Genomic DNA, 13,243 nt, shown 5'->3' with positions numbered 1-13,243 from the left:
GCAGGCAACCGCCAAGGCGGCAGCGGATATGGAGAATGTCCGCCTCATGTGATGCACGCTCCCTGGGGGACGAGCCATTTTCGGCCTCGGGTATCTGCGGTTGTGTGACGCCCTGTCATCCGGACTCACTCAAGGACCATAAGGTCGTCGCGGGATCCGAGATGTGTCGTCCGCGCAGGGGACTTTGTCAGTTGTGCAAGGGCGTCGCGGCAGCGAGGAACGGCCCGGCGTGTCGCCGGCGAACCCGTTGCACGGCGCAAGGGACCCCCGACACACTGACGTCAGGAACGACGCGCCGAGGGGGAGACATGGGGCAACGGACCGAAGCGTCACCGGGGCGGCTCTTTGATCGGGGCGGACGCAGGTCTGCCGCATGAGCCCGGTCCTGGACACGGCGTACGTCCCGTCGCGGGACCGGGAGGAAGTGGTCCGGAACGCGGTGTGGGAATCCGTGGTGGCGGTCGACATCGACCACGGTCCTGCGGCTGAGGACATCTCCGTCCGCATAGGACTCGGTACCGTCGGGCCCCTCCGGATCTGCTCGGCGCGGGCGACCGCGGTCACGATCCGTCGGACGGAGCAACTGGCCCGGGAGGACGAGGAGCCGGCCGTCTTCCTCGGCCTTCAGGTGTCGGGCACCAGCCTGGTGGCGCAGAACGGCCGCGAGTGCGTACTGCGGCCGGGCGAACTCGCCGTCTACGAATCGATCGCCCCCTACACACTCCTCTTCGACGAGGGGGTCGACCACCACTTCCTGCGTTTCCCCCGCGCCGCACTCGCGCTCCCCGACCGGCTGTTACGGGACGGGAGCACGGTCGCCATGGGAGCCGACAACCCCGTCGCGCGCCTCGCCTTCACCTACTTCTCGCAACTGGCCCTCAGCGACGATCTGCACCTGGGTGCGCGGGCCGACGCCGTGGTGACACCCAGCGTCGAACTGCTCCGCGCCGTCCTGATCACGCAGCAGGGCGACACCGCTCTGGCCAGAGGGCCGATGGAGGCGAGCCTCAGCCTGCGGATCACGCACTTCATCCAGGAGCATCTGGCTGAGCCCGATCTGTCGGCGGCATGGATCGCCGCCGCACACGGCATCTCCGTACGTCATCTCTACGCCGTGCTGTCCCGGTCGGGGATCAGCCTCGGAGACTGGATCCGTACACGCCGTCTGGCCGAGTGCAGGCGGGAGTTGGCAGGCCCGAACGGGCGGCTGCGGACCATCGCGGCGATAGGCCGGAGTTGGGGCTTCGTGGACGCGACCCACTTCAGCAAGGTGTTCAAACGGGCATTCGAGGTCTCACCCCGTGCCTGGCGCGACCAGCACCACCCCCGCCCCCGCGCGTGAGGGCCTCCGCGCGTCGGCACACGCCCTCAGCCGGCGCGCACCTCGCGCCGGCTGAGGGGCGTCGTCCCGCACCAGGCCGTCAGCCCGTCCGGGCGCGGCCCGTGCCCCGTACCGACCGGCCGGCCAGGACGGACGTCCGCTTGCCGTCCTCGATGACGAAGCGTCCGTCGATCAGGACGTGCGGGAGGCCCACCGGGAGGGTGCGCGGCTCGTCGAAGGTCGAGCCTGCCGCCACCGTGGCCGGGTCGAAGAGGGCCAGGTCCGCGCGGTAGCCCTCGCGGACGTACCCGCGGTCCGGCAGGCGCAGGCGGGCGGCCGGCCGGGACGTGAGGTGGGCGACGCACTCCTCCAGCGTGAGGATGCCGAGTTCCCGTACGTACCGGCCGAGGTACTGGGGGAACGTGCCGTACGCGCGGGGGTGCGGCTTGTCGCCCTGGAGGATGCCGTCGCTGCCCCCGGTGTGCACCCGGTGGCGCATGATCTGCCGGACGTTCTCCTCGTGGCCGACGTGCTGGAGGATCGTCGTGCCCAGCCGGTCCCCGACGAGCAGCCGGCGGGCCGTCACCCAGGGCTCCTCGCCGTGCAGCCGGGCGGACTCGGCCACCGTGCGGCCGACGTACCCGGACAGCTCCGGTGTGCCGACGCCGGAGATCTCGATCCTGTCCCACTCGATCGGGACGCCGTGGCACCCGTCGGACCCCACGACCTCGACGTCATGACGGATCCGCTCGGCCGTCGCCCCGTCGGCGAGCCGGGTCAGGACCGACTCGGGCCCGCCCTCGTTCGCCCAGCTCGGCAGCATCGCCACGAGCGTCGTGCAGCCGGGTGTGTAGGGATAGGTGTCGAGCGAGATGTCCGCGCCCGCCGCGAGCGCCTCGTCCAGGAGGGAGAGGAGCTCGGGGGCCTTGCCCTTGTTCACGCCGAAGTTCATGGTGGCGTGGGCGAGATGCAGGGCGCAGCCCGCGTCACGGGTGAGCTGCACCATCTCCTTGTACGCCTGGAGCGCCCCGGCCCCGTACGAGCGGTGGTGCGGGCAGTAGTAGCCGTCGTGCGCGGCCACCACCCGGCACAGTTCGGTGAGTTCGGCGTCCTTCGCGTACATCCCGGGGGTGTACGTCAGGCCCGAGGACATGCCGACCGCGCCCTCGGCCATGCCCTGGGCGACGAGCTCCTTCATGCGGACCAGCTCGGCGTCGGTGGCGGGGCGGTCGTCCCAGCCGACGGCGAGCATCCGGACGGTGCCCTGCGGGATGAGATAGGCGGCGTTGACGGCGATGCCCTCGCCGCCGAAGTTGCGGTCGAGGCGGTCCAGATAGCCGCCGACGGTGCGCCAGTCGAAGTCGATGTCGCTGCCGTCGCCGTTCCAGCCGGCGATGGAGCGGCGGACCTCGGTGAGGGTGCGGTCGTCGGCGGGGGCGTACGACAGACCGTCCTGGCCGAGCACCTCCAGGGTGACGCCCTGGGCGGCCTTCGCGCTGTGGTCGGGGTCGCGCAGCAGCGCGAGGTCGCTGTGCGCGTGCATGTCGATGAAGCCCGGCGAGAGCGCGAGGCCGTCGGCGTCCAGGGTGCGGGCGGCGGAGAGGCGGGGGCCGTCGCCCTCTCTGCGGATCTCGGCGATCCGGCCGTCCGTGATGCCGATGTCGGCGCGGTAGGAGGGTGCACCGGTGCCGTCGACGACGGCCGCGCTGCGAATGACCAGGTCCATGGTGTAGCTCGCCTTTCAGGAGCGAATCCGGCCTCGCAGGCGTTTGAGGCGCGGGGCCCGGGGGCGGATCCCCCGGCTACGGGAGGAGGCGGGGCGGGGGAAACCCCCGGAGGATCAGAAGAACGTGCGGATGTACTCCGTGACCGTGCCGTCCGCCTCCACCAGCGGGATCAGCTGCCACTTGTCGAACGACGTGCAGGGATGCGACAGGCCCATCCCGATCCAGTCGCCGACCTCCAGCTCGGCGCCCTCCTCGGTACGCACCCAGCCGTGCTGGTCCGACAGCCCGCTGACGGTGATTCCGGTGGCCGGCCGCACCGAGCCGTCGCGCGCGGAGCGGACGACCTGCGCCTCGGGCAGGTCCAGGTCGTAGGCCGCGTCGCGCTTGCCGGCGTTGACGAACGCCTGTCCGGGCGCGGGGCGGGAGACGACCTGGGCCCACAGGCGGAAGGCGGGCTGCAGCGCGCCCTCCCCGGGGATCCGGTTGAAGGGGGTGAGGTGGCGGTAGTGGCCGTCGTCGTGGCTGACGTACGCCCCGGAGCGCAGCAGCTTGAGGACGGGCCGGCTCAGCGCGGGGATCTCGGTGAAGACATCGGCGACCGCGTCGAACCACGCGCTGCCGCCCGCGCTGACGAGGATCTCCTCACCGTCGGCGAGCGCGGCGAAGCGGCCGGCCGCGTCGAAGTCCGCGGCCAGCGCGACGAGTCGGCGCAGCCACTCCCGTACGCGCTCGGGGGAGGCGTCCGGCACCTCGCCCTCGTAGCCCGCGACGCCCACCAGCCGCAGGGTGGACGTGGCCGCCACCGCGTCGGCGACCGCCGCGCAGTCGGCCTCCGTGCGGGCGCCGGTGCGGGCGCCCTCGCCCGCGCCCAGCTCCACCACGACGTCCACCGGGCGCACGGCACCGGCCGCGCGCAGGGCCTCGTCCATCAGCTCGACGCCGCGCACGGAGTCCACGTAACAGGCGAACGTGAAGTCCGGGTCGGCGTCCAGCTCACCGGCCAGCCAGCGCAGCGCCACCGCGTCGACGAGCTCGTTGGCCAGAAAGATCCGGGTGATGCCGTAGGCCCGGTACACCCGCGCCTGGTGGGGCACGGCGGCGGTGATGCCCCACGCGCCGTGCTCCAGCTGACGGGCGAAGAGCTGCGGGGACATCGACGTCTTGCCGTGCGGCGCGAAGGCCAGGCCGTGCCGCTCCGCGTACGTCTCCAGCAGGGCGAGGTTGGCCTCCGTCGACTCGGCCGACAGGGCCAGCACCGGGGTGGTGAAGCCACCGGTGAACAGATTGCGGCGCTCGGCCGCCAGCTCGCCCACCGTGAGGCCCTCCGCGTCCGGCGGCAGCGCCTTGAAGCGGTGGTCGACCCGTTCGCCGGCGAGTGCCGTCACGGACTGTTCGGGGGACTGCTCGGCGGCCAAGGGGATCTCCTCGGGGATTAGTCGTTGCATCATGTGCAACAGGCGTTGCGTATATCGCTCAAGGCTGTCTAACATCCGAGCCGATGCCGGGTCAATGGTGACCAGCGGCGCCCGACGACCGACCACGAGGAGCCCAGAGTGCCCGGATCCGCAGCCAGGACAGCCACCGCGGACGTCGTCTGCCTCGGCGAGTCCATGGTGACGTTCCTGCCCTCGCAGCCGGGCCGCCTCGCCGACGTCCCCTCCTTCGGCCGGGGCATCGGCGGTGCCGAGTCCAACGTCGCCTGCGCGCTCGCCGCGGCCGGCCACCGGGCGAAATGGGTCGGCCGGGTCGGCGCCGACGGCTTCGGCGACCACCTCGTCGACACGATCACCGGCTACGGCGTCGACACCTCCGCCGTCCGCCGGGACCCGTCCCGCCCCACCGGCGTCTACTTCCGCACGGCGACGGACCGGGCCACCGACACCCACGAGGTCGCCTACTACCGGGCCGGCTCCGCCGCCTCCGCGATGTCCCCGCACAACGTGCCGTACGAGGACCTCCTCGACACCCGCGTCCTGCACCTGTCCGGGATCACCGCCGCGCTCTCCGCCGACTGCCTGGCCCTCCTCCACGACCTCACCGCCCCCCGCGACGGCCGCCCCCTGATCTCCTTCGACGTCAACCACCGCCCCGGCCTGTGGCGTGACGGCGAGGCCGGCCCGGAGATCCTGCTCGACCTCGCCCGCCGCTGCGACCTCGTCTTCGTCGGCGAGGACGAGGCGGAGGAGGCCTGGGGTGTCCACGGCACCGAAGCCGTCCGCGCCGCCCTCCCCGAGCCGGACGTCCTCGTCGTCAAGCGGGGCCCGGACGGCGCCACGGTCTTCTCCAGGACCGGGAGCGGCACGGACACCGTCACCACCGTCCCCTCGCTGCGCGTCGACGTCGTCGCCGCCGTCGGCGCGGGCGACGCCTTCGCCGCGGGCTTCCTCTCCGCCACCCTGCGCGACCTGCCCGTACGCGACCGCGCCCGGCACGGCCACCTCATGGCCGCCGCCGTCCTCACCGTCCCCGGCGACCTCACCGGCCCCCCGCCCAGGGCGTACGCCGACCGGCTCGCCGCCCTGGACGACGAGGCCTGGGGCACACTTCGTCTCGGCCCCGGCTGGACAGCCGCCGGCGGGGCGAACGAGGAGGTACGAGTCACATGAGCCAGACCGTCGACCGCGCGCTGAGCATCCTGCCGCTGCTCGCCCAGGGCCCCGCCGACCTCGGCCAGGTCGCGGTACGCCTGGGCGTCCACAAGTCCACGGCGCTGCGCCTGCTCCGTACGCTCCACGAGCACGGACTCGTCTACCGCCAGGAGGACCAGCGCTACCGCCTCGGCGCCCGGCTCTTCGCGCTCGCCCAGGAAGCCGTCGAGAACCTCGACGTCCGCGAGATCGCCCACGGCCACCTCGTCGCACTCAACGAGCAGTGCGGGCACACCGTCCACCTCGCGGTGTACGAGGAGAACGAGGTCCTCTACATCGACAAGGTCGAGAGCCGCTACCCCGTGCGGATGTACTCACGGATCGGCAAACCCGTCGCGATCACCGTCGCCGCGGTCGCCAAGCTGCTCCTCGCCGACCTCACCGAGCCCGAACGGCGCGCCATCGCCGAACGGCTCGACTACCCCATGTACACGTCCCGTTCGCTCCCGAACGCCGGCGCCTTCCTCAAGGAACTCGCCGTCGTACGCGAACAGGGCTGGGCCACCGACCTCGGCGGCCACGAGGAGTCCATCAACTGCGTCGGCGCCCCCATCCGGGGCGCGGACGGGCGCGTCGTCGCGGCCATGTCGGTGTCCGCGCCGAACGTGGTCGTCACGGCCGAGGAACTCCTCACCCTGCTCCCCCTGGTACGCCGCACCGCGGAGACCATCAGCCGGGAGTACTCCGGCACCGCCCCCACCAAGAAAGCCTGAACCACCATGACCGAGAAGACCGCCCTCACCCCCAGCACCCACACCGCCCCGCCCGCCAAGTTCTCGCACGGCGTGAAGAAGGGGAACATCCTCCAGGTCGCCGGTCAGGTCGGCTTCCTCCCCGCCGTGGAGGGCCAGGCCCCCACCCCGGCCGGCCCGACGCTGCGCGAGCAGACCCTCCAGACCTTCGCCAACGTCAAGGCGATCCTGGAGGAGGGCGGCGCGAGCTGGGACGACGTGATGATGATGCGCGTCTACCTCACGGACGTCGACCACTTCGCGGAGATGAACGCCATCTACAACGAGTACTTCGAGGAGCAGGGCCTCAAGGCCCCCGCCGCCGCGCGTACGACGGTGTACGTCGGCCTGCCCAAGGGCCTGCTCATCGAGATCGACGCGCTCGCGGTCCTCGGCTGATCACCGGCCCCCCGGCCCCGCCGGCCGGCTGAACCGCTCGCCCCACGGCACGGCGCCCCACCCCTCCTCCGAGGGGCGCCGTGCCGCGCTCCCCCCTGCCTTGAAGGACCCTGTCACCAACGGAGTTGACCGCTCATGCTGCTCGCCGCCGCCCCCGCCCCCGAGGCGCCACCCCACACGGGTGGGCTGCTCCTCCTGATCGGCGGTACGCCCGGTCTGCTGACCGTCGCCGCCCTCGGGATCGCACTCCTGCTCGTCCTGATCATCAAGGTCAGGCTGCAGCCGTTCGTCGCGCTGCTCGCCGTCTCCATAGCCGTCGGCCTGGGTGCCGGACTCTCCGTCACCGAACTCTTCGGCACGGTCCAGAAGTCGGCCGCCGTCTCGGTCATCGAATCCGGCATGGGCGGCATCCTCGGACACGTCGCGATCATCATCGGCCTCGGCACGATGCTCGGCGCCATCCTGGAGGTGTCCGGCGGCGCGGAGGTCCTCAGCGCCCGCCTGCTGAACCTCTTCGGCGAGAAGCGCGCCCCGCTCGCCATGGGCCTCACCGGCCTCATCTTCGGCATCCCGGTCTTCTTCGACGTCGGCATCTTCGTCCTCGCGCCGATCGTCTACGCCGCCGCCAAGCGCTCCGGCAAGTCGGTCGTCCTGTACGCGATGCCTCTGCTGGCCGGCCTCTCGATGACCCACGCGTTCCTGCCCCCGCACCCCGGGCCGGTCGCCGCGGCGGGCCTCTTCAACGTCTCCCTCGGCTGGGTCATCCTGATGGGCGCCGTCGTCGGCATCCCGTCCGTCCTCGCCGCCTGGGGCTACGCCGCCTGGATCGGCAAGCGCATCTTCGTCGAGGTACCGCAGGACATGGTCGAGGCGGCCGCCGAGGCCAAGGCCGCGGTCGTCGCCGAACAGCGCGCCGCCGGTGTCACCCCCCACGAGAAGCCCGTCCCGCTCTCCACCGTGCTCGCGATCATCGGTACGCCGCTGATCCTCATCCTGGCCGCGACGTTCTCCTCCATCGCGCTCGACCCGTCCACCCTGCGCTCCGTCGTCGAGTTCTTCGGCAACCCCTTCGTCGCGCTGACGATCGCCCTGCTGCTCGCCTACTACCTGCTGGGTATCCGCCGGGGCTGGTCCCGCAAGTCCCTCGAATCGGTCTCCACCTCCTCGCTGAAGCCCGTCGGCAACATCCTGCTGGTCGTCGGCGCGGGCGGCATCTTCGGAGCCGTGCTGAAGGGCAGCGGCATCGCCGACGCGCTCGCTGACACCTTCAACGACGTGGGTCTGCCGGTCATCCTGCTCGCCTGGCTCATCTCCGTCGTGCTGCGGGTCGCGCAGGGCTCGGCGACGGTCGCGATCGTCACCACCGCCGGCATCGTCGTCCCGCTCGTCGAGGGCCAGGACATGTCGCAGGCCCACCTCGCGCTGATCATCATGGCGATCTCGGCGGGCTCCATCTTCGCCTCGCACGTCAACGACGGCGGGTTCTGGATGGTCTCGAAGTACTTCGGCATCTCCGAGCGCGACACCCTGAAGACCTGGACGGTCCTGGAGACGGTCCTCTCGGTCGCCGGGTTCGTGGTCGCCGCGGCGCTCAGTCTGGTGATCTGAGGCCGTCGTCCTCGTCCCCGCACCCGGGGGCTCGGCCGACAGCGCCGAGCCCCCGGTGCCCTTCCGATCACCGCCCCGTGGGAAGAGCCGGGGCTACGGGACGGCACCGGGCTGTGACGCGCGCACACCGCGGCGGTGCCCGACCCGAAAGGCGCCCGACCCGAAAGGCGCGACGCGCCCCCTTGTGCGATCGGGCATGATGCGCTTCGTTGATCGACATGGCGGAGACAAGCGAGACCACAGGGGCGGGGGAGCTCGGCTCCCGGCCGCGTAAATCCAGCTGGCGCTACATCGGGCCCGGCATCGTCGTCGCGGCCACCGGTGTGGGAGCGGGGGACCTGGTCGCGACGCTCATCGCGGGCAGCAAGTTCGGCTACACCCTCATGTGGGCGGCCGTGATCGGCTGCCTCGTCAAGATCTCCCTCGCGGAGGCCGTGGGCCGCTGGCACCTCGCGACGGGCCGCACCCTCTTCGACGGGTGGCGCACCCTCGGCGGGTGGACCACGGGCTACTTCGCCGTCTATGTCGTCATCTGGGGCTTCGTGTACGGCGCGACGGCCATGTCCTCCAGCGCCCTGCCCATCGTGGCGCTCTTCCCCGACGGGCCCGGCCTGAAGACCTGGGCGATCATCACCGGGCTGGTCGGCCTGGTCTTCGTCTGGTTCAACCAGTACGCCGTCTTCGAGAAGGTCATGACCGTCCTGATCGGCGTGATGTTCGTCGTCGTGGTCTACGTCGCGATCAGGGTGTCGCCGGACATCGGCGCCTCCTTCGCGGGCCTGCTCCCCGTCCTCCCGGACGGCTCGCTGGTCTACACCCTCGGCCTGATCGGCGGGGTCGGCGGCACCATCACCATGGCGGCGTACGGGTACTGGGTCAACGCCAAGGGATGGTCCGACACCTCCTGGATGAAGGTGATGCGGATCGACAACCGGGTCGCCTACATCACGACCGGCATCTTCGTCGTCGCGATGCTCATCGTCGGCGCGGAGCTGCTGCACTCCTCGCAGATCGCGCTGACGAAGGGCGACCAGGGGCTGATCGACCTCGGTGACATCCTGGAGGACCGCTTCGGGGCGGGCACCGCCAAGCTCTTCCTGGTCGGGTTCTTCGCCGCCTCGTTCTCGTCGCTCATCGGCGTGTGGCACGGCGTGAGCCTGATGTTCGCCGACTTCGTGGAGCGGATCCGGGCCGCTCGCGGCGTCACGGGCGAGGAGAAGGCGACCCGTGAGACCGTCAGCCGGCAGGAGCGGTCCGTGCCCTTCCGCGCGTACCTGCTCTGGCTGACGTTCCCGCCGATGACGCTGCTGTGGCTGGACGAGCCCTTCGGGCTGGTCATCGGCTACGGGGTCCTGGGCGCGTTCTTCATGCCGTTCCTGGCCCTGACCCTGCTGTGGCTGCTCAACTCCTCCCGCACGCCGCGGGAATGGCGTAACGGCTGGCTGAGCAACGGGATGCTCGGCGCCGCGGGGCTGCTGTTCATCGTGCTGTGCGTCAAGCAGGTGATCGACCTGCCCTGGTGACGTCCGCGCGTCCGAGGACACGCAGCAGCGCCGCCGGGGGAGCGGCGGCGCTGCTGGACCGTAGGGGCCCCGGTGTTACGGCAGGCCGTGGACGTGCGGGCCGACCGCCTTGGACCAGGCGTTGCCCGCCGTGGCGTCCCAGTTCGTGGACCAGGTCATCGCGCCGCGCAGGTCCGGGTAGGTCCTGGACGGCTTGAAGGAGCCGCAGCTTGTGCCCTTGGCCAGGCAGTCGAGTGCCGCGTTCACGACGGACGGGGCGACATAGCCGCTGCCGGCGCCGCGCGTGGAGGCGGGGACGCCGAGGCCGACCTGGGACGGGGCGAGGCCGCCTTCCAGCTGGATGCAGGCGAGCGCGGTGAGGAAGTCCACCGAGCCCTGCGAGTAGACCTTGCCGTCGCAGCCCAGCATCGAACCGCTGTTGTAGTACTGCATGTTCACGACGGTCAGGATGTCCTTGATGTTGAGCGCCGTCTTGAAGTACTCACCGGACGTCGACTGCATGTCGATGGTCTGCGGGGCCATCGTGATGACGAGGCCGGAGCCCGCCTTCGACGACAGGGAGCGCAGGGCCTTCGTCATGTAGGTGGAGTTGAGGCCGTTCTCCAGGTCGATGTCGACACCGTTGAAGCCGTACTCCTGGATGAGCGCGTACACCGAGTTCGCGAAGGCGGTGGCGGAGGCGTCGCTGTTGACGGCGACGGACCCCTTCTCGCCGCCGACGGAGATGATGACGTTCTTGCCGGCGGCCTGCTTGGCCTTGATGTCGGCCTTGAACTGGTCGACGGTGTAGCCGTTCAGCCCCGCCGAGTCCAGGTTGAAGGTGACGGCGCCGGGCGTGGCCGTGGCGTCCGCGAAGGACACCGCGATGATGTCGTAGTCGGCCGGGACGTCGCTGAGCTTCTGGACGGTGGCGCCGTTGTCGAAGTTCTGCCAGTAGCCGGTCACCGCGTGCTTGGGGACCGACGTCACCGGGCCGGGGCCCGGGTCGGTGGCCTTCGCCGTACGTCCGCTGACGGTCGCCGACCTGACGGACTCACCGGCGGCGTTCGTCGCGCTGACGGAGAACTGGTACGCGGTGTCCGCCGCGAGACCGGTCACCGTCGCGGAGGTGCCGGTGGAGGTGGTCGCCTTCGCGCCGTTCCGGTAGACGGTGTAGCCGCTGGCGCCGGAGACGGCGTTCCAGTTCAGGGTGACGGAGGACGTCGTCGTCGTGGCGACGGCCAGTCCGGCGGGGGCCCCGGGGATCGCGGGCCCCGGGTCCGTGCCACCGCCGCCGTCGGGCCCGCTCACCTCGACGTCGTCCGCGACGTAGGCGGCCTGGCCGTACCAGCCGTGGGTGTAGACGGTCACCGAGGTGGTGGAGGGGCCGGTGGTGAAGGTGGTCCTGAGCTGGGTCCAGCTGCTGGAGCCGGGCGACCAGGTGGAGACGTCCGTCGTACCCGTGCCGCTCGCGCCGAGGTAGGCGTAACCACCCTGTACCCAGGAGCTCAGCGTGTAGGTGGAGCTGGGCTTCACGGCCACGCTCTGGGTGCACTTGGCGTTGTCCTGGCCCGCCGGGGTGGCCTTGAGCGCGGACGATCCGCCGTGCACGGGGGAGGTCACGGTGGTCCCGCTGCCCCCGGAACAGGTCCAGTTGGCGAGCCCGGACTCGAATCCGGCGTTCCTGGCCACGTTGACATCGGCTGCCTGCGCGGTGCTCGCGAGCCCGGTGACGCCCAGCGCCCCCGCCGCGACCACGGCGACGGCCCCGCCGAGGAGCGGCCGGATCCGGCGTCTTCTGTGCCTGCTGCTGCCTGCGGAGCGTTCCACTTGCTGCCTCCGGTGGGGGAGTTGAGGGTGCTGGCGGGAACGGTGGCCACCGTTGGCCGATAAACTGGTCCAGACCAATCAAGTTGTCAAGACCTCTGGCGCCCCTGATGCGTACGGCGGGTGCGTCGGGAGGGCGGGACAAGGGTGCGCTCACCTTCGAGTGACGGCTCCCGCTCGCGCGGGCCCACTCGCACGGGTGACTCGGCCGGAAGGCGTCGAGCGTGACGGAGTGGATATCGCGGAGGTGCGGGGTAACCGGCCGCAATCCGGGCTGACGTGGGCGGACGAATTCCACCGGATTTCAAACCCGGTGGGCCGGGGTAACTCTGCGCAGTGGTGCAGGAGTTAACCAGCTTGCCTTTCGTCCGATTTCGTACGGAGGTGTAGCGAACGCCTGTGCCGTACCGTCTTCGTACCGGGTTCCGATATCTGTTCTCTGCCTGGTCCGACGTGGCTAAAGTGCTGGGGAAGAAGCGCGGAGCAGGAGCGATTACGGCCGGAGTCCCCCCGACTACGGCCGGAGCCGGAACGGGGAAGAGCGTGCCGACCGCAATAGCAGTGACCAGTGCTGATCTCGTGCTACCGCCGACCGATCAGCAGACACCCACGGCGGCCCTGCTGCAGGCACCCGAAGCCCAGCCCCTCGATCTCGCGATCGGTGACATGAACCTGCTCCTGGAGCAGCACGGTTATGTGATCGCCGTCTATCCCGCCGGCATCAGCCCCGCACACGAACGCAGACTGCATGCCATCCGCTCGGTCCTGGAGAGCGACCGCATCGCCCTGCTGAGGACGGACCTGCCCCCACTCGGTGTGGCCGTCCTCGTTCGGCAGCTGCGCCAGCTCTCCATCTGCGATTTCAGCCCGGGAGTGGTGGCGTCGGCGGCCCGGCTGCTCGCCCACTACATTTACGCCGGAGCCCTGCTGAACTCGGTGGCCAGGCTCGACAGGGTCCCCGTCAGCCTCAAGACCCACGCCAAGTCCTGGCTGCCGGGATCCCAGTTCGCCGTGCTCGCCGGCCCCAGCCCTCAGCTGATCAGGATCGGCCCCTCGGCCGAACTGCCGGCCGGTCCGCCGTTCGCCACCCAACTCCTGGTCGCCAAAGGGCAGTTGTCGTCGGAATGGGTGCAGCAGACCCTGGCCCCGGCATGGGGGGTACAGGCCGTTGGGGAGTGTGCGCTGCCTTCCGGATCGCCACGCTGGTGGGGCACCGGGAAGCTGGTGGAATTCGCCTCCTTCCTTCCGGACATCTCCGTGATCTACCAGCTCGTTTCCTCCGTGCGCCGGGAAAGCTGCCACTGGTGCGGAATGGAGCTCATCGGCGACCGCTGCGGGTTCTGTTCCTCCCCGCTGGCACCGCCGGAGAACCGAATGCGCTCCCCGGGTGTCCTGAGCCTCGGCGCGGCCGCGCCACCGAGCACCTAGCATGCCCGGGGCTCTCCGCGGACACCGCGCATCCCTTTCCGTCCGCCCCTCC

General features: G+C 70.8%; 10 protein-coding genes. 7 read left to right on the top strand and 3 right to left on the bottom strand.

The window, feature by feature from the left end; genetic code table 11:
- Positions 1–373 precede the first annotated feature (373 nt).
- Positions 374–1,342, top strand: a complete 969-nt coding sequence (locus tag ACZ32T_RS07020; RefSeq protein WP_467268194.1) for an AraC-like ligand-binding domain-containing protein — start codon at positions 374–376, stop codon at positions 1,340–1,342.
- 79 nt (positions 1,343–1,421) lie between these two features.
- On the opposite strand, the gene ACZ32T_RS07015 is transcribed toward ACZ32T_RS07020, so the two are convergent.
- Both ACZ32T_RS07015 and ACZ32T_RS07010 read right to left on the bottom strand, forming a co-directional pair.
- On the bottom strand, positions 1,422–3,047 hold the full coding sequence (locus tag ACZ32T_RS07015) for an N-acyl-D-amino-acid deacylase family protein (protein ID WP_467365770.1): 1,626 nt from the start codon (positions 3,045–3,047) through the stop codon (positions 1,422–1,424).
- 114 nt (positions 3,048–3,161) lie between these two features.
- On the bottom strand, positions 3,162–4,493 hold the full coding sequence (locus tag ACZ32T_RS07010) for an alanine racemase (RefSeq protein WP_467268390.1): 1,332 nt from the start codon (positions 4,491–4,493) through the stop codon (positions 3,162–3,164).
- 108 nt (positions 4,494–4,601) lie between these two features.
- Between ACZ32T_RS07010 and ACZ32T_RS07005 the strand changes: the two genes are divergently transcribed.
- The 5 genes from ACZ32T_RS07005 (at position 4,602) to ACZ32T_RS06985 (ending at position 9,957) form a co-directional block, all read left to right on the top strand.
- Positions 4,602–5,654, top strand: coding sequence for a sugar kinase (locus ACZ32T_RS07005; RefSeq protein WP_467268190.1), 1,053 nt, complete (start codon positions 4,602–4,604; stop codon positions 5,652–5,654).
- Positions 5,651–6,409, top strand: a complete 759-nt coding sequence (locus ACZ32T_RS07000) for an IclR family transcriptional regulator (RefSeq protein WP_467268188.1) — start codon at positions 5,651–5,653, stop codon at positions 6,407–6,409. The genes ACZ32T_RS07005 and ACZ32T_RS07000 overlap by 4 nt, the downstream gene beginning before the upstream one ends.
- 6 nt (positions 6,410–6,415) lie before the next feature.
- Positions 6,416–6,826, top strand: a complete 411-nt coding sequence (locus tag ACZ32T_RS06995) for a RidA family protein (RefSeq protein ID WP_104788630.1) — start codon at positions 6,416–6,418, stop codon at positions 6,824–6,826.
- Between the two features lie 135 nt (positions 6,827–6,961).
- Positions 6,962–8,434, top strand: a complete 1,473-nt coding sequence (locus tag ACZ32T_RS06990) for a GntP family permease (RefSeq protein WP_467268185.1) — start codon at positions 6,962–6,964, stop codon at positions 8,432–8,434.
- A 218-nt stretch (positions 8,435–8,652) separates the two neighbouring features.
- A complete protein-coding gene (locus ACZ32T_RS06985) occupies positions 8,653–9,957 on the top strand; it encodes an Nramp family divalent metal transporter (RefSeq protein ID WP_203182199.1) in 1,305 nt (434 codons plus the stop codon).
- A 75-nt stretch (positions 9,958–10,032) separates the two neighbouring features.
- Here the strand turns inward: ACZ32T_RS06985 and ACZ32T_RS06980 are convergent, their stop codons facing one another.
- Positions 10,033–11,766, bottom strand: a complete 1,734-nt coding sequence (locus ACZ32T_RS06980) for a chitinase (RefSeq protein WP_467365768.1) — start codon at positions 11,764–11,766, stop codon at positions 10,033–10,035.
- A gap of 558 nt (positions 11,767–12,324) precedes the next feature.
- Here ACZ32T_RS06980 and ACZ32T_RS06975 point away from each other — a divergent pair.
- A complete protein-coding gene (locus ACZ32T_RS06975; RefSeq protein ID WP_467365766.1) occupies positions 12,325–13,191 on the top strand; it encodes a hypothetical protein in 867 nt (288 codons plus the stop codon).
- Positions 13,192–13,243: the final 52 nt, after the last annotated feature.

It is taken from the genome of Streptomyces sp. NPDC023573, assembly GCF_055559735.1.
Note: the sequence above shows the minus strand (reverse complement) of the source record. Positions and strands in the feature narration are given on the sequence as shown.

Excerpts from the sequence above, each read along its gene's own strand:
- ACZ32T_RS07020 (WP_467268194.1), top strand. The coding sequence starts at position 374 with ATGAGCCCGGTCCTGGACACGGCGTACGTCCCGTCGCGGGACCGGGAG.
- ACZ32T_RS07015 (WP_467365770.1), bottom strand. The coding sequence starts at position 3,047 with ATGGACCTGGTCATTCGCAGCGCGGCCGTCGTCGACGGCACCGGTGCA.
- ACZ32T_RS07010 (WP_467268390.1), bottom strand. The coding sequence starts at position 4,493 with ATGCAACGACTAATCCCCGAGGAGATCCCCTTGGCCGCCGAGCAGTCC.
- ACZ32T_RS07000 (WP_467268188.1), top strand. The coding sequence starts at position 5,651 with ATGAGCCAGACCGTCGACCGCGCGCTGAGCATCCTGCCGCTGCTCGCC.
- ACZ32T_RS06995 (WP_104788630.1), top strand. The coding sequence starts at position 6,416 with ATGACCGAGAAGACCGCCCTCACCCCCAGCACCCACACCGCCCCGCCC.
- ACZ32T_RS06990 (WP_467268185.1), top strand. The coding sequence starts at position 6,962 with ATGCTGCTCGCCGCCGCCCCCGCCCCCGAGGCGCCACCCCACACGGGT.
- ACZ32T_RS06985 (WP_203182199.1), top strand. The coding sequence starts at position 8,653 with ATGGCGGAGACAAGCGAGACCACAGGGGCGGGGGAGCTCGGCTCCCGG.